General features: G+C 60.7%; 18 protein-coding genes. 5 read left to right on the top strand and 13 right to left on the bottom strand.

Going from position 1 to position 22710, the window contains the following annotated elements:
• Nucleotides 1–99: 99 nt before the first annotated feature.
• A complete protein-coding gene (locus tag PSH79_RS17940; protein ID WP_305438775.1) occupies nucleotides 100–339 on the bottom strand; it encodes a DUF6124 family protein in 240 nt (79 codons plus the stop codon).
• Nucleotides 340–869: 530 nt separating this feature from the next.
• Between PSH79_RS17940 and selD the strand changes: the two genes are divergently transcribed.
• Entirely contained in the window at nucleotides 870–1904 is a 1035-nt protein-coding gene (gene selD, locus PSH79_RS17935) for a selenide, water dikinase SelD (RefSeq protein WP_305438774.1), read from the top strand.
• Nucleotides 1904–3007, top strand: a complete 1104-nt coding sequence (gene mnmH, locus PSH79_RS17930; RefSeq protein WP_305438773.1) for a tRNA 2-selenouridine(34) synthase MnmH — start codon at nucleotides 1904–1906, stop codon at nucleotides 3005–3007. The genes selD and mnmH overlap by 1 nt, the downstream gene beginning before the upstream one ends.
• A gap of 135 nt (nucleotides 3008–3142) precedes the next feature.
• Here the strand turns inward: mnmH and PSH79_RS17925 are convergent, their stop codons facing one another.
• A complete protein-coding gene (locus PSH79_RS17925; RefSeq protein WP_305438772.1) occupies nucleotides 3143–3817 on the bottom strand; it encodes a histidine phosphatase family protein in 675 nt (224 codons plus the stop codon).
• 315 nt (nucleotides 3818–4132) lie between these two features.
• Between PSH79_RS17925 and PSH79_RS17920 the strand changes: the two genes are divergently transcribed.
• Together PSH79_RS17920 and hemB are read left to right on the top strand one after the other, a co-directional pair.
• Nucleotides 4133–4831, top strand: coding sequence for a glutathione S-transferase family protein (locus tag PSH79_RS17920; protein WP_305438771.1), 699 nt, complete (start codon nucleotides 4133–4135; stop codon nucleotides 4829–4831).
• A 242-nt stretch (nucleotides 4832–5073) separates the two neighbouring features.
• Nucleotides 5074–6048, top strand: coding sequence for a porphobilinogen synthase (gene hemB, locus PSH79_RS17915; RefSeq protein WP_187677617.1), 975 nt, complete (start codon nucleotides 5074–5076; stop codon nucleotides 6046–6048).
• A 34-nt stretch (nucleotides 6049–6082) separates the two neighbouring features.
• On the opposite strand, the gene PSH79_RS17910 is transcribed toward hemB, so the two are convergent.
• Complete coding sequence (locus tag PSH79_RS17910) at nucleotides 6083–7618, bottom strand: FAD-dependent oxidoreductase (protein WP_305438770.1); 1536 nt, start codon at nucleotides 7616–7618, stop codon at nucleotides 6083–6085.
• 128 nt (nucleotides 7619–7746) lie between these two features.
• Nucleotides 7747–9951: a TonB-dependent siderophore receptor gene (locus PSH79_RS17905; RefSeq protein ID WP_305438769.1), complete on the bottom strand. Its 2205-nt coding sequence runs from the start codon at nucleotides 9949–9951 to the stop codon at nucleotides 7747–7749.
• 229 nt (nucleotides 9952–10180) lie between these two features.
• Between PSH79_RS17905 and PSH79_RS17900 the strand changes: the two genes are divergently transcribed.
• Entirely contained in the window at nucleotides 10181–11272 is a 1092-nt protein-coding gene (locus tag PSH79_RS17900) for a DUF1615 domain-containing protein (protein ID WP_305438768.1), read from the top strand.
• A 71-nt stretch (nucleotides 11273–11343) separates the two neighbouring features.
• Here PSH79_RS17900 and PSH79_RS17895 read toward each other — a convergent pair whose 3' ends face one another.
• From PSH79_RS17895 to PSH79_RS17855, 9 genes are all read right to left on the bottom strand, one after another.
• Nucleotides 11344–11979 carry a phage infection protein gene (locus PSH79_RS17895; protein ID WP_305438766.1) on the bottom strand — a complete coding sequence of 212 codons (636 nt, stop codon included), beginning with the start codon at nucleotides 11977–11979 and terminating at the stop codon, nucleotides 11344–11346.
• Between the two features lie 132 nt (nucleotides 11980–12111).
• Nucleotides 12112–12807 (bottom strand): anti-sigma factor domain-containing protein, encoded by a 696-nt coding sequence (locus tag PSH79_RS17890; protein ID WP_305438764.1) that lies wholly within the window; start codon nucleotides 12805–12807, stop codon nucleotides 12112–12114.
• On the bottom strand, nucleotides 12804–13340 hold the full coding sequence (locus tag PSH79_RS17885; RefSeq protein ID WP_305438762.1) for a sigma-70 family RNA polymerase sigma factor: 537 nt from the start codon (nucleotides 13338–13340) through the stop codon (nucleotides 12804–12806). The genes PSH79_RS17890 and PSH79_RS17885 overlap by 4 nt, the downstream gene beginning before the upstream one ends.
• 156 nt (nucleotides 13341–13496) lie before the next feature.
• Complete coding sequence (locus PSH79_RS17880; protein ID WP_305438760.1) at nucleotides 13497–14018, bottom strand: DUF3455 domain-containing protein; 522 nt, start codon at nucleotides 14016–14018, stop codon at nucleotides 13497–13499.
• Between the two features lie 204 nt (nucleotides 14019–14222).
• A complete protein-coding gene (locus PSH79_RS17875) occupies nucleotides 14223–15827 on the bottom strand; it encodes an ABC transporter ATP-binding protein (protein ID WP_305438759.1) in 1605 nt (534 codons plus the stop codon).
• 1 nt (nucleotide 15828) lies between these two features.
• Nucleotides 15829–16851, bottom strand: coding sequence for an ABC transporter permease (locus PSH79_RS17870; protein ID WP_305438758.1), 1023 nt, complete (start codon nucleotides 16849–16851; stop codon nucleotides 15829–15831).
• Nucleotides 16851–17915, bottom strand: a complete 1065-nt coding sequence (locus PSH79_RS17865; RefSeq protein ID WP_305438757.1) for a microcin C ABC transporter permease YejB — start codon at nucleotides 17913–17915, stop codon at nucleotides 16851–16853. Before PSH79_RS17865 ends, PSH79_RS17870 begins: the two co-directional genes overlap by 1 nt.
• 1 nt (nucleotide 17916) lies before the next feature.
• The gene (locus PSH79_RS17860; protein WP_305438755.1) at nucleotides 17917–19782 is read right to left on the bottom strand and encodes an extracellular solute-binding protein; all 1866 of its coding nucleotides are present in this window, start codon (nucleotides 19780–19782) and stop codon (nucleotides 17917–17919) included.
• 148 nt (nucleotides 19783–19930) lie between these two features.
• Nucleotides 19931–22642 carry a TonB-dependent receptor gene (locus PSH79_RS17855; RefSeq protein WP_305438754.1) on the bottom strand — a complete coding sequence of 904 codons (2712 nt, stop codon included), beginning with the start codon at nucleotides 22640–22642 and terminating at the stop codon, nucleotides 19931–19933.
• Nucleotides 22643–22710 lie beyond the last annotated feature (68 nt).

Genomic DNA, 22710 nt, shown 5'->3' with positions numbered 1-22710 from the left:
TTTTTTTGGGTTAGGCAAAAGATCGCAGCCTGCGGCAGCTCTTACACGGGAATTCGCGTTTTCCTGTAGGCGCTGACGCAGGCTGCGATCTTTTGATCTTTATTGTTGCGGGTCGATATTGTCCAAGGCCCGGCTGACTGCAAGTTCACCGAGCATGACGATCTGGGCGATGCCCAGCGCGATGCTGCGGTTTGGGCCGTTTAGCAGTGCGGCAAATTCGGCCAGCATCACTTTGGCAGAGGCCAATGATTCGCAGGCGTTGGCGAGGAGGGATTCGGTGTCGATGTTGGGGGCGAGCATGAACATGGTGCTGGGGGGATCCGGAGTTACTTTGACCATTGTGAAATCACCTTTCAAATCGATGGACTGACCCCATCTGCCGCCAAGCAGATTGGGTGGCAGGTTGCACAGGGTTGGCGGACCGAGAAAGGTGAATCGGCATCCCCGAAGGAATCCATGTGCAACCCGCCATAAAGTGAGTCCGGCACTCATAAGTGCCTGAAACTTTCATGACAGAACCTGCAACACCTTTCCGGGCCGCCAAGCCCGACCGCTGTATTTCAGCGACCGAGAAACAATAGGCACAGCACGCAAGGCACACAAGCCGGCCGATTCTGGCGTCGTTGTAGGCAAAGACGCAACCCGCCGTAGCCCAAACATGTAACCAGTGAAATCGATGTAGGAACCGTCGACCAGTGACAAATGATTTTTCATCAGGGCTCTTTCTGCGTTTTGCAGTGCAGTGCTCATTGACTGTTCGATAGCTTTCGCGGGCCGGCTCGCGAAGGCGTCATGACAGTCACCAGGCAAATTGTCAGTCCGTGCTCTGCTAGAATCCGCCCCATTCCTTGAAAGAGACTGCCCCCCCCATGAGCGAGCCGATTCGTCTGACCCAATACAGCCACGGTGCCGGTTGCGGCTGCAAGATTTCCCCGCAGGTGCTGGAAGTGATTCTGGCCGGCAGCGGTGCGCAGAACCTTGATCCGAAACTGTGGGTCGGCAATGCCTCGCGTGATGACGCGGCGGTGTATGAGATCGATGCCGAGCGCGGTGTGGTGTCGACCACGGACTTTTTCATGCCGATTGTCGATGACCCTTTCGATTTCGGGCGCATTGCCGCCACCAACGCGATCAGCGACATCTATGCCATGGGCGGTGATCCGTTGATGGCGATTGCGATCCTCGGCTGGCCGGTGAATGTGCTGGCGCCGGAAGTGGCGCGGGAAGTGATCCGTGGTGGGCGTGCAGTGTGCGACGCGGCGGGGATTCCGTTGGCGGGCGGGCACTCGATCGATGCGCCGGAGCCGATCTTTGGCCTTGCGGTTACCGGCCTTGTGGAAAAGCGCCACATGAAGCGCAACGACACCGCCACCGCCGGTTGCCTGTTGTACCTGACCAAACCGCTGGGCATCGGCATCCTCACCACCGCCGAGAAGAAGGGCAAGTTGCGCCACAGCGACGTCGGCGTCGCCCGCGACTGGATGTGTACGCTGAACAAGCCCGGCAGCCGCTTCGGCAAACTGGCCGGCGTTACCGCGATGACCGACGTCACCGGTTTCGGCTTGCTCGGGCATCTGGTGGAAATGGCCGATGGCAGCCAGCTGACGGCCCGTATCGGCTATGACCGCGTGCCACGTCTGGACAGCGTCGAGTATTACCTCGAACAGGGTTGCGTGCCCGGTGGCACGCTGCGTAATTTCGACAGTTATTCGAGCAAGGTCGGCCGGGTGCAAGAGTTGCACAAACGCGTGCTGTGCGACCCGCAAACCAGTGGCGGTCTGTTGATTGCGGTCACGCCTGAAGGCAATGACGAGTTCCTCGCGGTCGCCGCCGAACTGGGCCTGAACCTGGCGCCCATCGGCGAACTGGTTGAGCGACAGAGCCACGCAGTCGAGGTGATTTGATGCTCCGCGACTGCACGGATTACCGCGACATCTTCCTCAACGACCGGCCGCTGATGGATGCCCGCGCGCCGGTCGAATTCGCCCACGGCGCGTTTCCGGGCGTGATCAATCTGCCGCTGATGAACGACATCGAGCGGCAGAAGATCGGCACTTGCTACAAACAGCACGGGCAGCAAGCGGCCATCGAATTGGGTCATCAACTGGTGTCCGGCGCGGTGAAGGCCGAGCGCATCCAGGCCTGGGCCGACTTCGCCCGAAGCCATCCCGAGGGTTATCTCTATTGTTTTCGTGGCGGCTTGCGCTCCCAGATCACCCAGCAGTGGCTGCGTGACGAAGCCGGCATTGACTATCCGCGCGTCGGCGGCGGTTACAAGGCGATGCGCAATTTCCTGATCGACACCCTTGAGCAAGCCATCACGCAATGTGATTTCGTCTTGCTCGGTGGCATGACCGGCACCGGTAAAACCGAAGTGCTGGTGCAGTTGCATAACGGGCTGGATCTGGAAGGGCATGCCAATCATCGCGGTTCCAGTTTTGGCAAACGTGCCACGGGGCAGCCGTCGAATATCGATTTCGAGAACCGTCTGGCCATCGACATTCTCAAGAAACGCGACGCCGGTATCGGCCAGTTTGTGCTGGAGGATGAGAGTCGGGTAGTGGGCAGTTGTGCGTTGCCGCTACCGCTGTATCAAGGCATGCAGCAGTACCCGATGGTCTGGCTGGAAGACCGCTTTGAAGATCGCGTAGAGCGAATCCTGCGCGACTACGTGGTGGATCTGTCGGCTGAATTTTCCACGGTGCATGGCGAGGAAGGATTTGCGCTGTTCGCTGAGCGATTGCTCGAAAGCCTGAACAATGTGCAGAAGCGCCTGGGCGGTGAGCGGCATCGACGGATGTTCGATCTGATGGAAGCGGCGCTGGCGGAGCAGGCGCGCAGCGGCGTGGTGGACCTGCACCGCGGCTGGATCGAGGGGCTGCTGCGTGAGTATTACGACCCGATGTATGTGTTTCAGCGGGAGAAGAAGGGCGGGCGGATCGAGTTTGCGGGGGAACGTAGGGCGGTTATTGAATATCTGCGGGAGCGGGTCAGTCTGAAAGATTGAGGCTGGTTTACCGGCCTCTTCGCGAGCAGGCTCGCTCCCACAGGAGATCTGAGTCAGGCACTGATTTGTGATCGACACAGATCCAATGTGGGAGCGAGCCTGCTCGCGAATGGATCTTCCCAGCCCGCACAAAACTCAAGTCGGGCAGGATTCCTTGCCATTATCCAGACCCTGCTTGTAGCTATGGTTCTGCAAACTGGCCTTGCCGTTGTGCCAGGTCAGGGTCAGCACATACAGCGAGTCAAAGTCGCTACCTGCCCAGTCATCGGTAATGTTCTGTTTCTCGCCGACCGCGTTGCCCGCGACCTTGTTGATCAGTTCCGGCAGATAGCCGTGTGACCAGGCGGTATAGATCGTCGAGTTGTGATACTTGTCATCAAGCAGCTCACGCGCCAGATCGCTGGTGTCGTTGGCCGAGAACTCTATGTTCACCGGCAGGCCAAGCTTGATCGCGGCCGGGCTGATGGTCATCAACGGGCGAATGTAACTGTAGGAATTGTCCAGCTCGCCTTCCTCGACATTGCGCGTCGGATTGGCGGCGAACACGTAGTCAGCCTTGCCGAACTTCTCCGGCAGCAGCGTCGACAGGTCAATGGCGCGGTTCAGGCCCTGGCAATTGAGCTGGCCGAGACCGCCCTCTGGTTTTTCAGCGTGGCGCAGGAATACCAAAGTCTGCGTGCCGTCGACCGGCTGCGCACGGCTTTCGCTGGATTCCAGCGACAGAAACAGCGCGCTGACCGCCAACAGGGAGGGCAGGGCCACATACGCGCGGTGTTTGAAGCGTTTGGCGAAACTCATAAGGTTCGTCATGAAATTAGGGGTTCTTCAGCATGTTCGGTTAAGGCTGACAAACCTTTACACCGCGGGCTCCCAGCACCGGGCGTTTTCCATGTCGTAGTGCGCTTTCCTTTGCGAAAGGCATAACTCAGAGTCCTCTGAGGCCGGTTGGTTCGATCGGCACAAGTGCGCAGCACTCTAGCGGCAACCCTGAATGGCCTGTACGCAGGTTAGCGACAGGATGTTGCGAAATTAAGTAAGCAAGTGGCCGCCTGCGAAAAGAACCCGCGCTAGAGCGGATGATCCTGGATTATGCTCAGACCTTTCATTTGTGACTGGATGCTTCCCATGACCGATCTGTCCGCGTTCCCGATCACCCAAAAGTGGCCCGCGCAGTACCCAGACTGGATTCAGCTCTACTCTTTGCCCACCCCCAACGGCGTCAAGGTCTCGATCATGCTCGAAGAGATCGGCCTGCCATACGAGCCGCACCGCGTCGGTTTCGACACCCAAGACCAGTTGTCCCCGGAGTTCCTGTCGCTGAACCCGAACAACAAGATCCCGGCAATCCTCGATCCCCACGGCCCTCAAGACCAACCGCTGCCGCTGTTCGAATCCGGCGCGATTCTGATCTATCTGGCCGACAAGAGCGGGCAGTTGCTCGCGCAGGAAGGCGCACTGCGCTACGAAACTATCCAGTGGCTGATGTTCCAGATGGGCGGTATCGGCCCGATGTTTGGCCAACTCGGTTTCTTCAACAAATTTGCCGGCAAGGACTACGAAGACAAGCGTCCGCGTGATCGCTACGTCGATGAAAGCAAACGCCTGCTCAAGGTGCTCGACACTCGCCTCGAAGGCCGCGACTGGATCATGGGCGAGCGCTACACCATCGCCGACATCGCCACGTTTCCGTGGGTGCGCAATTTGATCGGGTTCTATGAGGCGGGCGATCTGGTGGGCATCCAGAACTTCCCCAACGTTACCCGCGTGCTGGAGCGATTCCTCGCCCGCCCGGCGGTGGCTCGAGGCCTGGCCATTCCTTCCTGACCCACACATAACCCCTGTAGGAGTGAGCCTGCTCGCGATAACGGTGTTTCAGTAAAAATATGCCGGCTGACACACCGTTATCGCGAGCAGGCTCACTCCGCAGGGTTACGTGCAAAACTTGAGGATTATTGCACCCCCGGTAATGCACTCTTGATTGATCCAGGTTTGTACCTCAACCCCCGCAAGGCATAAGCTTCGCCCCCTACGACTTTCGTCTCATCCGCAGGTTTCAGGAAAGCCCCATGTCCAGTCAGTTCCCCGAAGCACGTCCCCGCCGTCTGCGCCGCAATGCGAGCCTGCGCAGTCTGTTCCAGGAAACCGAATTCAGCCTGAACGATCTGGTGCTGCCGATTTTCGTCGAGGAAGAAATCGATGACTTCGTGCCGATCAAGAGTATGCCCGGGGTGATGCGCATCCCCGAGCGCAAACTGGCCAGCGAGATCGAGCGCTACGCCCGTGCCGGCGTCAAGTCGGTGATGACCTTCGGCGTGTCCCACCATCTGGACAGCAACGGCAGCGACACCTGGCGCGAAAACGGTCTGGTCTCGCGCATGTCGCGCATCGCCAAGGATGCCGTGCCGGAAATGATCGTGATGTCCGACACCTGCTTCTGCGAATACACCGATCACGGCCACTGCGGCGTGATGCACAACCATGAAGTCGACAACGATCAGACCCTGGTCAACCTCGGCAAGCAAGCTGTGGCAGCGGCGCGGGCTGGCGCTGATGTGATTGCACCGTCGGCGGCGATGGACGGTCAGGTGCGGGCGATTCGCCAGGCACTCGACGCGGCCGGATTCACGCAGATTCCGATCATGGCCTATTCGACCAAATTCGCCTCGGCGCTTTACGGCCCGTTCCGCGAAGCCGGCGGCAGCGCGCTCAAGGGCGACCGTAAAAGCTACCAGATGAACCCGATGAACCGCCGCGAAGCCCTGCGCGAATCGCTGCTGGACGAGCAGGAAGGCGCGGATGCGCTGATGGTCAAACCGGCCGGCGCGTATCTGGACATCATCCGCGACATCCGCGAAGCCTCGAACCTGCCACTGGCGGCGTATCAGGTCAGCGGTGAATACGCGATGATCAAGTTCGGTGCGCAGGCCGGGGCGATTGATGAGGATCGCGTGGTGCGTGAAAGCCTCGGCGCAATCAAGCGCGCGGGTGCGGATCTGATCTTCACTTACTTTGCGATGGATCTGGCGCTGGCCGGGATCTAAACAGCACTGCACTCCTACAGGGTTTTGTGGTGTGTCAGGGGCAGGGGAGGAATGGCCTGATCCCGTGATCCCTGAAATACCGCTCGATCACCTTCGGATCGGCACTGTTATCGGCAATCGCCACATAGGTATCCGGGCGCAACAGATAAAAGCCGTTGCGCCCCAATCCTGCCGTTTCAAACGCCGGGCGCCAGTCGAATACGTGCAGCGGCAAATGATGCTCAATGCACCAGGCGATCATCTCGTCGCTGGTATCGCCGTATACATGCACCTGCCAGCACGGCTGGCGTAGCGGCTCATAATTATCCCCTTCACCGTCATGTGCCCACGGCAAACGGTCGCCACCGTGGACGTGGCCGGCCGCGCCTTGGCTCAGGGGCATGCCGCGATAGTTGAGGGTGACTTGGGAAACGGTGCGAAAGAGAAACTCGCGACTGGCCTCGAACGAAGCCATTTTCGGGATCAGAAATGGTGCCAGCCGCGTGCGCAGCAGATCGGCCATGCGCCCCTCAGCAGTGACAAAACTGAAGACTTTGTCAGTGGTCGAGACCAGTCGACGGGCGAAGGCGATGCGCTCCGTTTCGTAAGTGTCGAGCAATTTGGCTTCCGCACCGCCGCTGAGCACGGCAGCGAGCTTCCACGCCAGATTGATCGCGTCACCGATGCCGGTGTTCATGCCTTGGCCGCCTGCCGGGCTGTGAACGTGCGCCGCGTCGCCGAGTAAAAATGCGCGACCACTGCGAAAGTGTTCGGCTACACGGTGATGCACGCGATAGGTCGAGAACCAGTTGACCTCTTCGATGTGCACTTTCAGATGTTCAATGGCGCGGTTGCTGACATCAGAAAACTCCAGCGTTTCAGCGCGATCCGCGCGTTCGTCGCGCACGGTGCCGATCAGCCGTGCCCGGCCTTCGCCAGCCAATGGAAACACCGCGAGAAAGTCCGCTTCATCCAGATCCAGATGCAACTCGCCATTGAGCGCCGGGCCGCTGGCCTGCACATCCGCGACGTAGAAAATCTGCTGATAGGTGCCACCGGGAAAACCGCTGTCGAGGAATTTGCGCACCACCGAACGGGCGCCGTCACAACCTGCCAGATAACAGGCCTGGCAGATTTCCTGAGTGCCATCGGGCAGACGTAAATGCGCGGTGAGGCCGTCACCGGTTTCGGCGAAACTCTCCAGTGTCGTGTTGCGTTCGACGTTGACGCCGTAGTCTTCGAGGCGTTCGATCAACAGCCTTTCATGTTCGTCCTGCGGGAAAATTTCAACGAACGCGTAGGGCGTCAGGCCTTCGCCGATACGGTTGAGCGGCAACTGTGCGACCGGATTGCCGTTGACCCAGAAATTCGCCGCCGCCACGCGATGGCCGTTGCGCACGATGGTTTCGGCAAGGTCCAGTTGCCGATACAGCTCCAGGGTTCGCGCTTGCACCGCCAGCGCCCGGGAGGTGGTGCCGGGGGAGGACGTTTTGTCGATGATGCGCACCTGCACGCCCAGTTTGCTCAGCCACAGGGCCAGCACCAGCCCGGTGGGGCCGGCGCCGATGATCAGGACGTCGCTGCGGTTCATGGGCCTGTCCTCCGTTTGCTGTGGAGCAAGTATGGATCAGAAGGAGAGGGTGGCCAGTTTGTCGGCTGGATGGAAAAAAGGCCCCGCAACCGTGAAGCTGCGGGACCTTTCTCAAGCCGTGGCGTTACTTAGAAGTCGATAGTGCCCGACAACTTGGCAACCCGCGGCTCACCCTGGGTCAGGTAACCGCCCTGAGCCGATTCCCAGTACTTCTTGTTCGCCAGGTTCTCGACGCCCAGACGCAAGGTGACGTCTTTCTCCGAGACCTTGAAGGCATAGCGCGCACCCGCGTCGAAGCGGTTCCAGGTCGGCAGGCTGAGGTTGTTCGCCGCGTCGGCGTATTGACCGCCGGTGCGCAGCATCCGGGCGTTCAGCGCTACACCTTGCAGGCCGGGAACGTCCCAATCCGCGCCAGCGTTGAACTGGAAGGTCGGCACGCCGATGGCACGGTTGCCGTCGTTGGCGCCGTTGAGGGTGTTCTTCAATTCGGTGTCCATCAGGGTCAGGCCGGTGATCAGGCGCAAGCCTTGGATCGGCTCGCCGAACACGTTCATTTCCACGCCTTTGTTGATCTGCTCGCCTTCACGCACGTAGGTGCAGGTAGTGGCGCTGTCGATTTCACAGTAGCCATCGCTTGGCTGCTCGATGCGGTACACACCCAGGCTCGCACCGTAAGTGCCCATGTCGACTTTCACGCCGGCCTCGGTCTGCTTTGAGCGGGCCGGTGCATAGACTTCGTTGCCGTTGGTCACGCGCAAGCCGCCAGAACTGGTCGGCGAGGTCGGGCCCTGGGCGAGGCCTTCGATGTGGTTGGCGTAGAACGACACGTGTTCCCACGGCTTGAACACAATGCCGTACACAGGCGTAGTGATCGACTCGTCGTAACTCGACGAACGCGGGCCGCTGCCGTAGCTGGCGTAACCGTAACCTTGCACGACCAATTGCTGACGACGCAGGCCGGCGGTGATCAGCAGGCGATCATCGAAGAAACCGAGGGTGTCGGAAATCGCGAGGCTGCGGTTGAAGGTCTTGCCGACGATGCCCGGGTCATTCACATCGCCACCGGAGAAGTTACCGACCGGCGACGGGGTTTGTACCGGGTGATAGATGTTGTTGGCGTATTTGGTCAGGTCGAAGTCATAGGCACTGCGCTGTTCGGCCCAGATCCCGGTCAGGCCGAAATTGAGCTTGTGGCTGACCGGGCCGGTGTTGAATTTGCCGTTGAGGCCGGCCATCACACTGGTGTTGTCTTCATCGTGAGGAATGAACGAGCCAGTGGTGAACGAAGCACCGCTGTTACCGACCAGCGTGGTCGAGTTATAGCGCCCGACTTCACGGGTGTGTTTGGCGCCGCCGGCCGCGTAGGCGGTCCAGTTGTCGTTCAGGTCGTACTCGGCGCGGAGCATGCCGAAAGTGTCTTCGATGTCGGTGTAGCCCCACTTCGGCGCGTAGTTGGTGTCGGCCGATGGTGCGTCCGGAATGTGCGTGGCGGTGCCGAGGTTGACCGAGTTGCGGCCACCGTTGACGCGCTCTTTCTGATAGGCGAAGTCGCCGGAAATTCGCAGAGCATCGCCGCGATAGTCGAGGCCGATGGCGAACAGTTTCGAACGCTGGTTCTCGTGATCAATGCCGGTATCGCCTTCGCGCTGGGACAGGTTGATCCGTGCGCCGAAGCGGTTGTCTTCGCCGAAACGCTGGCCGATGTCGAAGTGATGACCGATGCGGCCTTCGCTGTTGATGTCGGTGGTATAGCGGCGCAGCGGTACGTCGCCGGCACGTTTTGGCTGCAGATTGACGCCACCGCCGATGCCCGAGCCGGTCGGGGTCACACCGTTGATGAAGGCGTTCGGGCCTTTGAACACTTCCACGCGCTCAAGGGCGTCGCTGGAAATGATCTGCCGCGGCAGTACGCCGTACAGACCGTTATAGGAAATGTCGTCGCCGTTCAGCGGCAGGCCACGGATCATGAAAACCTGCGCCTGGTTGCCGTAGCCCGAGGCCTGGCGCACGGAGGAATCGTTGAGCAGCACATCGGCGACGTTTTCGGCTTGCTGATCCTGGATCAGTTGCTCGGTGTAGGAGGCCGCGCTGAAGGGTACGTCCATCATGTCCTGATTACCCAACACGCCCAACTGGCCGCCACGAGCGACCTGACCACCGGAATAGGCCGGCGGCAAGGCGTTTGGCGCTGGCGCCTGGGCGTTAATGTTGACGTTATCGAGCACCAGCTCTTTGCCGTCTTCTTCGGCGGCGTGGGCGGTGATGGTCAGGGAGCAGAGCAGGGCAAGAAGTGTCGGGCGAAAAGGAACGCCGAGTCGAGCTGGAGCGAGCATGTTTCGTACCTGGAGGCGCACGGCCGGTGAGAAAAGGTTAAGGCGGCGCGGGAACTCCTTGCGCAAATGCGACTCCAGGCGCAAATGATAGGTTTTCTCAGTAACGGTTTGCAATCAGTTTGTCATCACGATTAAAACGTGCGGAACAGCTCTGGATCGGCACAGTCCTAGCCTGCGCCACACCATTGATCGTATGGTGAACCCGGCTCAACGGACTGGATGGAGCAACATGCACACCCCTCGATTACTGATTACCCTCGCCGCCATGCTCGTACTGGCTGGTTGCGCCAGCCAGCGCAGCGGCGAACCCGCCCCACGCCCACCGGCTGAAGTGAAGGCCGAGATCGTGCGCCTGATGCCCGCCAAAACCGCCGATCGCCAAGGCTGGGCCACCGATATCTACGCTGCATTCGCCGCGCAAGACATCAGCCCGACCACCCAAAATCTGTGTTCGGTGCTGGCCGTGGCTGAGCAGGAATCGACTTTTCAGGCCGACCCTTCGGTGCCCGGCCTGGGTAAAATCGCTCGCGACGAAATCGACCGTCGCGCCGCCAAAGTCCACATCCCCAGCCTGTTGGTCAGTGGCGCCTTGCAAGTGCGTTCGACCAACGGCAAAACCTACAGCGAACGCCTGAGCGCCGCGCGCAGTGAAAAAGAATTGAGCGCAATCTTTGATGACTTCATCGGCAGGGTGCCCATGGGCCGCACGCTGTTCGGTGGCTTCAACCCGGTGCACACCGGCGGGCCGATGCAGGTCAGCATCGAATTTGCCGAACAGCACGCCAAGGATTACCCGTACCCGGTCGATGGCACGATCCGCCGCGAAGTGTTCAGCCGGCGTGGCGGCATGTATTTCGGCATCGCGCATTTGCTCGGATACCCGGTGAGTTACCGCGAGCCGCTCTATCGTTTCGCCGACTTCAACGCCGGTTGGTACGCCAGCCGCAACGCGGCGTTCCAGAACGCGGTCAGTCGCGCGTCCGGCATCCCGTTGGCGCTGGATGGCGACTTGATTCGCTACGACTCGATCATGCCCGGCGGCACCGAACTGGCGGTGCGCACCCTCGGCAAATCCCTGGGTATGCGCAACCCGACCATTCGCGATCAACTGGAGAAGGGCAAAACCCTGGAATTCGAAGAGACCAAACTCTATCAACGGGTATTCGAGTTGGCGGAGAAAGCCGAAGGCAAGTCATTGCCGCGTGCTGTGCTGCCGGGGATCGTGCTGCAGAGTCCGAAAATCACCCGGAAACTGACCACCGCGTGGTTCGCCAAACGGGTGGATGAGCGCTACAAGCGCTGTATGGCCAAGGCCGGATAAAACAGCCAGACATAAAAAACCCGGCTAACGGTAGCCGGGTTTCTCTGGGTTGTTGCGATGACGCCATTCATTCAAGCGTTGCGCAGTTCGTTCAGGCGATCAGCACCCCCTTCAGCAACGGTGTTGCCTTGCAGACGATCCGAGCCATCGGCGGCGACGGTGTTGCCTTGCAGACGATCCGAGCCATCGGCAGCGACGGTGTTGCCTTGCAGACGATCCGAGCCATCGGCAGCGACGGTGTTGCCTTGCAGACGATCCGAGCCATCGGCAGCGACGGTGTTGCCTTGCAGACGATCCGAGCCATCAGCAGCAACGGTGTTGCCTTGCAGACGATCCGAGCCATCAGCAGCGACGGTGTTGCCTTGCAGACGATCCGAGCCATCAGCAGCGACGGTGTTGCCTTGCAGACGATCCGAGCCATCGGCGGCGACGGTGTTGCCTTGCAGGCGATCCGAGCCATCGGCGGCGACGGTGTTGCCTTGCAGACGATCCGAGCCATCGGCGGCGACGGTGTTGCCTTGCAGGCGATCCGAGCCATCGGCGGCGACGGTGTTGCCTTGCAGACGATCCGAGCCATCAGCAGCAACGGCGTTCTGGTACAGACGATCCGAGCCATCAGCGGCGATCATCGTGTGGGCTGGCGTAGCGGCAAAAGCGTTAACTGCGAAAACCGAGAAAGCGATGCTGAGAAGAGTTTGGCGTTTCATGATGGTGTGCTCCGGGGTGTTATTGGTTGGTATGGAGCGGATGTTACGCCGGAGATTTTTTATGAGAACTTCATTGCTGTGATTGTGAACATCGACGCCGATGATGATTGCCAGGCCCCTTGATTTAGAGCCTCACAGCACCTTAACCGCGCGCCCGATCGCCTGAATCGGCCCGGTCGGTTTGCCGATCGGCGAGCCGTTGGCGCCTTCCAGTGTCAGCTCGAACAACTGATTGGGTTGCAGTGGCGGCAGTTTATCCAGTTCAACTTTCAGCGCCTGCCCCGGCTTGACCAACCCCAGTGATACCGGCCCTTGCCAACCGTCAGCCTTGGTCCAGAATTCCAGCGCCTTGTCCGCCGGCACCTCGACCACGCCCAGCGGTATCAACTGAATCTCCCGTGAGTTGCTGGCCTGAATCACCCAGCCCGGGGCCTTGTCCTGCGGCGCGACCAGCACTACCAGATAACTCGGCTTCGGCGTGGTCTGGGTCAGCAGGATTGAACCCAATATCAACGTTGCGGCTAACCCGGCAGCACTCAAACCGCGCCACAGCGGCAACAGATTCCACCATGAGGTTTGCGCCGGGCCAGACACTTTTTGCGTAAGTCGTTCGACACTGCGTTCAATTCGCGGCCACAACAGGGGTGATGGCTGTTGCGGTTCGGCGAGGTCGGTGAGGTCCAGCAGGCGTCGTTCCCAGACATCCACCGCAGCACGCAGCTCAGGATCCGTCGGCAGGCGCCGTTGAACGTCGGCGCGATCTTCAGCCGAGAGCGTCCCGAGCACATATTCGCTGGCCAGCTCGTCGCGTTCCGATTCAGTGGTCATCCCATGCACTCCCGCAAGGCGTTGAGGCTGCGTTTGATCCACGCTTTGACGGTGCCCAGCGGCGTGTCGAGGCGCGCGGAAATCTGCGCATGGCTGTAGCCGTCGACATACGCATGAATGATGCAGCTTCGGCGCTGCGGATCGAGTTGCTCCAGGCAGCGGTGAATGCGCGCCGAATGCGCCTGGACATCGAAGCCGTCATCGTCGTGCGCGGGCATTTCATGATCTTCGCTGAACGGTGTTTCCCGAGCCTGATTACGCAGCAGATTCAACGCCAGGTGCCGGGTCACGGTGAACATCCAGCCGCGCGCCGAACCGCGCGCCGGATCAAACCCTGCCGCGCCGTTCCAGATCTTGATGAAGGCCTCATGGACAATGTCCTCTGCCAGCGCCGTGTCGCGCACCAGCCGTTTGGCCACGCCGAGCAGGCGCGGGCCTTCCTGCACATACAAATCGCGCAGGGCCGACCGCTCGCCGCGGGCACAGGCGGCGAGACGGGCTTCGTAATCGAATTCAGATTCGGGTAAGGACATGCAGTGCAATCTAGCTCATTTTCCGCATTACAACGCAGAACCCTGTGGGAGCGGGCTTGCCCGCGATGGCGGTGTATCAGTGACATAAATGTTGACTGACGCGACGCCATCGCTGGTAAGCCAGCTCCCACAGGTGGGCAGGGTGAGCCTGAGAAATCAGTTCGCCGCCCAGAAAATGTAATCCGCCTGGTACTTCACCGTTTCCTGTTTGCCCTTGTTCGCCGCCGTGCATTCGCTGCTCGGCGCTACGCCGCCCTTGAGCGCGACACGCTGGATGTAGCTCACGCCGGTCATCGCGCCTTTGCCCTCAGCAGGGTTGGCCTTGACCAGTTGATAGGGCAGGTTACCCGGGCTCGATGGCGCTACCGCCAGTTGCGTGCCGGTGACTTTCGAACCGTCCTTGGCCTGCCAGGTGGCCGGTGGGCCGAAGTAGGTGCCGACCTGCTTGCCGCTGCGATCATTGAGCACCGCTTTGGGGCCGACGAAGGTCCACTCGGTCTGCCCGGCCATATTGGGCTTGTCGCGGCATTCGTAGGTGATCTCGCCGACCCCGGTGGTTTCCAGCGCGATCTTGTGGCCGTCCGGAACTTTGATGGTGTCGGGGTAACTGCTTTGGGCGAAGGCCGTCGAGGAGGCTGCAAGCAAACCGGTGAAGCAAATCAGCTGTGTGGCGTTCATCAGTGTTTTCTCCGAAAGGGGTAGATCGCTGGCAGCCAAGGAGGGCTGTTACAGGGACTACCCGTGGCGGAGCCGATTGGATGCAGTGATTGAAAAATAAATTTCAAACCCCGCAAATCCCCTGTAGGAGCTGCCGCAGGCTGCGATCTTTTGATCTTGCTTTTTAAAGGATCAAAGTCAAAAGATCGCAGCCTGCGGCAGCTCCTACACAAGTTCGGCGATTGGGCGGGATACCACCAATCCCGAAGCTTTCAGCAACTCCTGGGTATAGGGATGCTGCGGCGCCGCAAAGATCTTGCGCGAAGAGCCCTGTTCCACGACTTTGCCATCCTTGATCACCATCAAGTCGTGGGCCAGGGCATGCACCACCGCCAGATCATGGCTGATGAACAGATACGTCAGCCCATGCTTGATCTGCAATTGCCGCAACAACTCCACCACTTGCTTTTGCACTGTGCGATCCAGCGCCGAGGTCGGTTCATCGAGCAGAATCAGCGCCGGTTCCAGCACCAATGCGCGGGCGATGGAAATGCGCTGACGCTGGCCGCCGGAGAACTCATGGGGATATCGATGACGACTTTGCGGATCCAGCCCGACTTCTTCGAGCACCCGAATCACCGCTGCCTCACGCTCGGTCTCGGTGCCGATACCATGGGTCAGCAAACCCTCGGCGATGATCTGCTGCACCGACATCCGTGGACTGAGGCTGCCGAACGGGTCCTGAAACACCACTTGAATCTGCCGCCGCAACGGCCGCATCAAACGCTGGTTGAGCAGGCTCAGTTGCTTGTTGCCGAAGCGGATATTGCCCTCCGATTCCACCAGCCGCAGGATCGCCTGACCCAGCGTCGACTTGCCCGAACCGGACTCGCCGACAATCCCCAGGGTCTTGCCGCGTTGCAGGCTGAAACTGACGCCGTCCACCGCTTTGATGTACTCCTGCTGACGGCTGAATAACGCTTTGGGCAACGGGAACCAGACCTTCAGGTCATCGACTTCCAGCAGGTTGTGGTCGTACTCACTCGGCACCGGCGCGCCGCTGGGTTCTGCCTCGATCAACAAGCGGCTGTAGGGATGCTGCGGCGCGCGAAACAGGGCTTCGCAATCGGCCTGCTCGACGATCTCGCCGTGGCGCATCACGCACACCCGCTGGGCGATGCGTCGCACCAGATTGAGATCGTGGCTGATCAGCAGCAACGACATGCCCAGGCGTTGCTGCAACTCGATCAACAGCTCAAGAATCTTCTGCTGCACGGTGACGTCCAGCGCGGTGGTCGGCTCGTCGGCGATCAACAGTTCCGGCTCGTTGGCCAGCGCCATGGCGATCATCACGCGTTGCCGCTGGCCGCCGGAGAGTTGATGGGGATAGGCTTTCAAGCGCTGCAAAGGTTGGCGAATGCCCACCAGTTCCAGCAGCTCCAAGGTACGCGCCCGGGCCGCGCGACCCTTGAGTCCCTTGTGAATCTCCAGCACCTCGCTGACCTGTTTTTCCACGGTGTGCAGCGGGTTCAGCGAAGTCATCGGCTCCTGGAAAATCATCGCAATCCGGTTGCCGCGCAAACCGCGCATCTGCTGTTCGCTGGCATGCAGCAAGTCGACCCCGTTGTAGCTGATCGAGCCACTGCTGCTGACGGTTTTGCCGGGCAACAAACGCAAGATCGAATGCGCCGTCACCGACTTGCCCGAGCCGGATTCACCGACCAGCGCCAGGCACTCGCCACGGCGGATATCGAGGTTCATACCGTGCACCACTTCTTGCCCGGCGAAGGCGACACGCAGGTCGCGGATCTCGATCAAATGGTCATTCATGTCAGCTCCTCGGATCAAAGGCATCTCGGCAGGCTTCGCCGATGAAAACCAACAACGACAGAATCAGCGCCAAGGCGAAAAACGCCGTCAGCCCCAGCCACGGCGCTTGCAGATTGCGCTTGGCCTGGCCGATCAACTCGCCCAGCGACGCGGTGCCGGCCGGCATGCCGAAACCGAGGAAATCCAGCGCGGTGAGGGTGGCGATGGCGCCGGTCAGAATGAACGGCAGGTAGGTGAGGGTGGAGGTCATTGCGTTGGGCAGGATGTGCCGGCGCATCAGCTCGCTGTCGGTCAGGCCCAAGGCCCGCGCGGCTTTGACGTATTCCAGATTGCGCCCACGCAAAAACTCGGCACGCACCACGTCCACCAGCGCCAGCCACGAGAACAACGCCATGATCCCCAGCAACCACCAGAAACTCGGCGAAACGAAACCGGACAAAATGATCAGCAGATACAGCACCGGCAACCCCGACCAGATCTCCAGCACCCGTTGCCCAAGCAGATCGACCCAACCGCCGTAATACCCTTGCAACGCCCCGGCGACGATGCCGATCAACGCACTGATACCGGTGAGGATCAGCGCAAACAGAATTGAAATCCGCGTGCCGAAAATCACTCGCGCCAAGACGTCCCGCGCCTGATCGTCGGTGCCCAGCCAATTGCTGGAGGAGGGCGGACTCGGCGCCGGTTCGCTGAGGTCGTAATTGACCGTGTCGTAACTGAACGGGATCGGCGGAAAGAGCATCCAGCCGCCCTGATCCTCAATCAGCTTGTGCACGTAGCTGCTGGCGTAATCCGGCTGAAACGGCAGTTCACCACCGAAATCGGTTTCCAGGTAATCGCTGAGGATCGGGAAATACAAGGCGTTGTGGTAACGGATCACCAGCGGCTTGTCATTGGCGATCAACTCGCCGCCGAGGCAAATCAGGCACAGGCCGATGAACAGCCACAGCGACCAGCGCCCGCGTCGGTTGGCTTTGAACTGAGCGACACGGCGCTGACCCAGAGGAGAAAGTGTGAACATCAGGCAGTCCTCGCCGAGAAGTCGATGCGCGGGTCGAGCAGGGTGTAGCAAAGGTCGCCGATCAGCTTGATCAACAGGCCGAACAGGGTGAACAGAAACAGCGCGCCGAACACCACCGGGTAGTCGCGCGACACCGCCGCTTCGTAGCTCATACGCCCGAGGCCGTCGAGGTTGAAGATGGTTTCGATCAACAGGGAACCGGCGAAAAACACCTCGATCAGCGCCGACGGCACACCGGCCACCACCAGCAGCATGGCGTTGCGAAACACATGGCCGTAGAGCACGCGGCGCTCGGTCAAGCCCTTGGCCCGGGCAGTGATCACGTACTGGCGGCTGATCTCGTTGAGAAAGCTGTTTTTGGTCAGGATGGTCAGCGTGGCGAAACCGCCGATCACCAGCGCCGTCACTGGCAGCACCAGATGCCAGAGGTAGTCGCCGACCTTGCCCAAGGTGCTGAGGCTGTCGAAGTTGTCCGAGACCAGGCCCTGCACCGGAAACCAGTTGACGTAACTGCCGCCGGCGAACACCACGATCAGCAGAATCGCGAAGAGAAACGCCGGCATCGCATAGCCGACGATGATCGCCGTGCTGCTCCAGACGTCGAAGGCGCTGCCGTTCTTGATCGCCTTGCGAATGCCCAGCGGAATCGAGATCAGGTAAGTGATCAGCGTCGCCCACAGCCCCAGCGACAACGACACCGGCAGCTTCTGCGCGATCAAGTCAGTGACCTTGGCGCCGCGAAAAAAACTGCTGCCCAGATCCAGCTGCGCGTAGTTTTTCAGCATCAGCCACAGGCGTTCGTGCATGGATTTGTCGAAGCCGTAGTGGTGTTTGATTTCCTCGATCAGCGCGGGGTCGAGGCCACGGCTGCTGCGCCCGGCGCCGCCAATCGCAGTGACCTCGCCACCGCCGCCCATGCTGTGTCCGCCAAAGCCTTGCAGGCGGGCGATGGCCTGTTCCACCGGGCCACCCGGCGCGGCCTGCACGATGAGGAAATTGACCACCAGAATGCACAGCAACGTCGGGATGATCAGCAGCAAGCGTCGACTCAGATAACGCAGCATGTCACTGGCCCCCCGCGAGCTGGGCGTGCATCTGTTGTGTGGTCAACGGCTTGGCCGAAACCTCCCACCAGGTTTCCAGGCCTTCGTTGTACAGCGGCTGCCGCGCCGGCATGCCGAAACGGTTCTGATACACCGTCGGCGTGCCCTTGGAGTAGTAGTTGGGAATCATGTAGTAACCCCATTGCAGCACCCGGTCGAGGGCGCGGGCGTAATGCACCATGGCGTCGCGGGTATTGGCCTGGACGAGGCCGTCGATCAGTTGATCCACGGCCGGGTTGGCCAACACCATCGAGTTCGAACTGCCGATTTGCGTGGCACTTTGCGAGGCGTAAAGGCTGTACAGCTCGCGGCCGGGGGAGACGATCGGATCGCCACTGCGCGGGAAACTGGTGACGATCATGTCGTAGTCGCGAGCGTTGAGCCGGTTGACGTATTGCGCCGAGTCGATGCGGCGCAAATTGAGGGTGATGCCGATCTGCGCGAGGGTGCGTTTGAACGGCAGCAGCATGCGGTCGAAACCGCCCTGACCGTCGAGGAAAGTGAACTCCAGCGGTTCGCCGGCCGCGTTGACCAGCCGATTGTTCTTCGCCGTCCATCCGGCCTCGGCCAGCAGTTTCAGCGCTTGCAGTTGCTTGTCGCGGATGTAGCCGCTGCCGTCGGTTTTCGGTGCCTGATACACCGTGGTGAAGACCTCGTCGGGGATCTGTCCGCGCAGCGGTTCGAGGATCTGCAATTCCTCGGCGTCGGGCAGGGCGGTGGCGGCCATTTCACTCTTCGGCCAGAAGCTGTGCTGGCGCACGTAGAAGCCGCGCAACATCTGCTTGTTGGTCCACTCGAAATCCCATAACAGGCTGATCGCCTGGCGCACGCGTCGGTCCTGAAAGATCGGGTTTTGCAGGTTGAACACGAAGCCCTGCGCCGCCGTCGGTTTTTCCGGGGCGAGGATCGACTGCTGCAAGCGTCCGTCACGCAGGGCAGGGCTGTCGTAACCCACCACATACCCGGACGAAGAAAACTCGCGGTTGTAGTCGAAGGCGCCGGCCTGCAATAGCTGGCGGGCGACATCGGTATCACCGTAGAAATTGATCGTCAGGTTGTCGAAGTTGTACATCCCGCGACTGACCGGCAGGTCTTTGCCCCACCAGTCCGGATCACGCTCGAAACTGATGCTGCGCCCGGCGTCGACCTTGCTCACCCGGTACGGGCCGCTGCCCAGCGGCGGCTCGAAACCGCCGCCATTGGCGAAGTCGCGCGTCTTCCACCAGTGCTCGGGCACCACGCGCATCGTCGCCAGATCCAGCGCCAAGGTGCGGTTGAGGTTGTTCTTGAAGGTGAAGCGCACCTGACGCGGACTTTCGATCAGCACGTCCTGCACGTCGGCATATTGCTGGCGATAGCTCAGGCTGCCTTTGGTCATCAGCAGGTTGAAGGTGTAGCGCACGTCTTCGGCGGTGATCGGCGTGCCATCGGCGAAGCGCGCCTTGGGGTTGAGGGTGAAACGTACCCAGAGGCCTTCGGGATCGCGCTCCATCTGCTGCGCGACCAGGCCGTAGACGGTGTAGGGCTCATCCAGCGAACGGAACGCCAGTGGCGAATACACCCAGTCATTGACCTGCACCACGGAAATGCCTTGGTCGGCATAGGGCGCGATGTAGTTGTACTGGCCGATCTCCATCGACGCACGGCTGAGTGAACCGCCCTTGGGCGCTTTGGGATCGACGAAATCGAAATGCTGGAAACCCGCCGGGTATTTCGGCGCCTCGCCGTACACCGTCATTGCGTAAGTGCCGACGGCCAGCGCATGTGCGGCATTGCACAGCAGCGTGCCGCCAAGCAGCAGGGCGGCCATGTTGCGCATGAATTTCATGAAATCACTCCTCAGTCCCTGAAACAACACAGATCAAACTGTGGGAGCGAGCCTGCTCGCGAAGGCGTCGTGTCAGCCGAAACATATTTTGCTGATCCACCGCTTTCGCGAGCAGGCTCGCTCCCACAGGGGGTTGTGGTGTGGCGGGTTAGAAGTGGTACGTCATGCGCGCAAACAACGTGCGGCCCAGCGGATCGGTGTAGCGCGGGTCATAGCCGCTCTGGAAGTTGTAGGCCTGGTTGGAGAACGGTGGATTGCGATCGAACACGTTCTTCATCCCGGCATCGACATCCAGCACCTTGTTGAAGGTGTAACCGGCCGACAGGTCCCACACTGAATACGAGGCCACGCGCGCATGGGTATCGCGGTCGTAATCGTTGTAACCCGTGGTGAAGCGGTTGGTCAGTGCTGCCCGCGCCGCGCCGAAGGTCCAGCTGCCAGTCAGGTTGTGCTTCCAGCGAGCGATCACGCCGTCACCCTGGAAGTCGCCGACCTTGTCGGTGAACGGGCCTTTGATAGTGCTCTGGAAGTCGTACTCGTCGACGTAAGTGCCTTGCAGCCCGAGGCCGAACTGGCCGTAAGGCGTGTTCGGGAAGCGATAGTCGAGCGACACATCGACACCGTTGGTTTCGACGATACCGAGGTTGGCGTTGCCGGTAACGATGTAGTTGAGCGTGCCATCGGCATTGCGCACGAAGCGATCCGGGTAGCTGCCGGCCTGATCAAACACGGTGGATTCCGGGAACGGCTGGATCTGGTTGGAGATGTGAATCCACCAGAAGTCCAGGCCCACCGACAGGTTGCTGATCGGCTGATAAACAAAGCCCAGAGTCACGTTACGCGCCTTCTCCGGGGCCAGATCCTCGTTGCCGCCGATCTGGTTGAGGAACTGCTGACCGCAATCACGCCCGCCGTTGCCGCCCGGTTGCACCACACCGCCGGTACACAGCACCGGATCGTTGTAATAGCCCTGGGTGAACGTGATGCTGCGCGGCGAATACAGCTCATACAACGATGGCGCACGGAAACCTTCGCTGTAGGCGCCACGCACCACCAGCTCTTTGAGTGGCTGATAACGGAACGAATATTTCGGGTTGGTGGTGCTGCCGAAGTCGCTGTATTTATCGTGGCGCACGGCAGCGGACAGTTCGAGGCTGTCGAGAACCGGCACGTTGATTTCCGCGTAGGCAGCTTTGACGCTGCGGTCGCCTTCGACACTGCCGTTGGGGTCGATGCCGAGGCTCTGAATGTCGCCGGCAAACTGCTCGAAGTCCTGGTGGAATTTCTCTTTGCGGTACTCGCCACCCAGCGCCAGACCGGAAGGACCGGCACCGAACCAGTCGCCGATTTCGCGGCTGATGCGTCCGTCAAACCCGGCGACCCGGCCGACAGCCGTGGAGTAGGCGCCGTGATAGGCAGCGTTATCGATGTACTGCTGACCGGCGGCCGACTGCGGGCCGAACGGGTTGAGCAAACCGCTGGCCAGACCGTCGATCATCGCCTGATCGCTGACGAAACCGCTGGTGACGCTGGAGACGATTTTGTTCTGGTTATACGAGGCGCCGACGTTGTAATCCCAGCCGCCCACCAAGCCGTCGAAGCTCAGCAGGAAGCGCTGGCTGGTGTTCTGGTCTTTTGATTCACGCGGGCCGGCAGCGGTCTCGCGCCAGTTGACGTCGACCGGTTGCGTCGGGTCGAGGGCGAAATCGGTCGGCGCGGGGGTGATGCCGTTGCCCGGGTAGTAAGGCGACGAGGAATCCAGACTCAGGCCGGTCAATGGCGCCGGTCCAATCGCCGTGGCGTTGTTGTTGCGCGACCAGAAGTACTCGAGGTTGACGTTGTGATCATCGCCCAGTTTGCCGGTGGTCTTGCCGAAGAACGAAGTCTTCTCGGTTTGTGGCACCAGGTCGATGTATTCGCGGGTGCTGAAGCGGCACAGGCCATCGCGTGCGACCAGGTTGGGGCCGTTGCAATTGCTGTTGGCCAACGGGTTGGTGGCGTTGCCGTTCTGGCTGTAGTTGCCGGGGAACGCGGTGCCGGAGGTCTGATCGAGGCCGCGACCGGGCGCGTAGTCGGTGGCGAAGGAGCGGTCGTTGGCGTCGAGGTTTTGCTGCTTGTTGTAGTTGAACACGCCGAGCACGTTGAAGCGGTCTTCTTCCAGATCGCCGTAACCCCAACTGGCGCTCATGTCCTTGGTTGCACCGCCGCCGCTGTGGGTCGGGGTTTCGCCGCCGAGCGTGAGCTGGCCGTCAGTCAGGGATTTCTTGGTGATGAAGTTGATCACGCCGCCGATGGCGTCGGTGCCGTACAGGGCCGATGCGCCGTCGCGCAGCACTTCCACACGCTCGATGGCGGCAAACGGGATCATGTTCAGATCCACCGCGCCGCCGGCCGAGTTGGTCCCCGACAAGGCGTTGTTGGCCAGCCGTCGACCGTTGAGCAACACCAGCGTCTTGTTCGCGCCAATACCGCGCATGTCGGCGAACGAGGCGCCACCCGTGGCCGCGCCGACCGAGCCTGCGCTGTTGTTGATCGACTGGCTGCCGGTGATGCGCTGCACCAGTTCGGCGGTGGTGGTCACGCCCTGTTTGCGCAGCTCATCGGCCTTGAGAATGGTGATCGGCACCGCCGTCTCCGCATCGACCCGGCGAATCGCCGAGCCGGTCACTTCCACCCGTTGCAGTTGCGTGGTCGGCGCAACCACTGCGGCGGCGGCCGGGACGGCAGCATTATCGTCCTCCGCCGCTTGCACGGTCCCGGCGCCCATCCCCATGGCCACCAGATACAGCGGAACAAAACGATGGCGAGAAATCGTGGCCACCAATGGTTTGAGCGTGAAGCGTGGAGTGTTCATCAGCATGGTTGTTTCCGACTTTGTTAGACGTTATCGAATTGGCCTTGTGAGCCCCTCATTGCTCCGCTTTCGGT

The organism is Pseudomonas sp. FP2196, assembly GCF_030687715.1.
In the GTDB taxonomy this organism is placed as follows: Bacteria; Pseudomonadota; Gammaproteobacteria; order Pseudomonadales; family Pseudomonadaceae; genus Aquipseudomonas.
Note: the sequence above shows the minus strand (reverse complement) of the source record. Positions and strands in the feature narration are given on the sequence as shown.

What these genes read in the sequence shown, in the direction of transcription:
- PSH79_RS17940 (WP_305438775.1), bottom strand. Translation starts at nt 339, where the DNA reads ATGGTCAAAGTAACTCCGGATCCCCCCAGCACCATGTTCATGCTCGCC.
- selD (WP_305438774.1), top strand. Translation starts at nt 870, where the DNA reads ATGAGCGAGCCGATTCGTCTGACCCAATACAGCCACGGTGCCGGTTGC.
- mnmH (WP_305438773.1), top strand. Translation starts at nt 1,904, where the DNA reads ATGCTCCGCGACTGCACGGATTACCGCGACATCTTCCTCAACGACCGG.
- PSH79_RS17925 (WP_305438772.1), bottom strand. Translation starts at nt 3,817, where the DNA reads ATGACGAACCTTATGAGTTTCGCCAAACGCTTCAAACACCGCGCGTAT.
- PSH79_RS17920 (WP_305438771.1), top strand. Translation starts at nt 4,133, where the DNA reads ATGACCGATCTGTCCGCGTTCCCGATCACCCAAAAGTGGCCCGCGCAG.
- hemB (WP_187677617.1), top strand. Translation starts at nt 5,074, where the DNA reads ATGTCCAGTCAGTTCCCCGAAGCACGTCCCCGCCGTCTGCGCCGCAAT.
- PSH79_RS17910 (WP_305438770.1), bottom strand. Translation starts at nt 7,618, where the DNA reads ATGAACCGCAGCGACGTCCTGATCATCGGCGCCGGCCCCACCGGGCTG.
- PSH79_RS17905 (WP_305438769.1), bottom strand. Translation starts at nt 9,951, where the DNA reads ATGCTCGCTCCAGCTCGACTCGGCGTTCCTTTTCGCCCGACACTTCTT.
- PSH79_RS17900 (WP_305438768.1), top strand. Translation starts at nt 10,181, where the DNA reads ATGCACACCCCTCGATTACTGATTACCCTCGCCGCCATGCTCGTACTG.
- PSH79_RS17895 (WP_305438766.1), bottom strand. Translation starts at nt 11,979, where the DNA reads ATGAAACGCCAAACTCTTCTCAGCATCGCTTTCTCGGTTTTCGCAGTT.
- PSH79_RS17890 (WP_305438764.1), bottom strand. Translation starts at nt 12,807, where the DNA reads ATGACCACTGAATCGGAACGCGACGAGCTGGCCAGCGAATATGTGCTC.
- PSH79_RS17885 (WP_305438762.1), bottom strand. Translation starts at nt 13,340, where the DNA reads ATGTCCTTACCCGAATCTGAATTCGATTACGAAGCCCGTCTCGCCGCC.
- PSH79_RS17880 (WP_305438760.1), bottom strand. Translation starts at nt 14,018, where the DNA reads ATGAACGCCACACAGCTGATTTGCTTCACCGGTTTGCTTGCAGCCTCC.
- PSH79_RS17875 (WP_305438759.1), bottom strand. Translation starts at nt 15,827, where the DNA reads ATGAATGACCATTTGATCGAGATCCGCGACCTGCGTGTCGCCTTCGCC.
- PSH79_RS17870 (WP_305438758.1), bottom strand. Translation starts at nt 16,851, where the DNA reads ATGTTCACACTTTCTCCTCTGGGTCAGCGCCGTGTCGCTCAGTTCAAA.
- PSH79_RS17865 (WP_305438757.1), bottom strand. Translation starts at nt 17,915, where the DNA reads ATGCTGCGTTATCTGAGTCGACGCTTGCTGCTGATCATCCCGACGTTG.
- PSH79_RS17860 (WP_305438755.1), bottom strand. Translation starts at nt 19,782, where the DNA reads ATGAAATTCATGCGCAACATGGCCGCCCTGCTGCTTGGCGGCACGCTG.
- PSH79_RS17855 (WP_305438754.1), bottom strand. Translation starts at nt 22,642, where the DNA reads ATGCTGATGAACACTCCACGCTTCACGCTCAAACCATTGGTGGCCACG.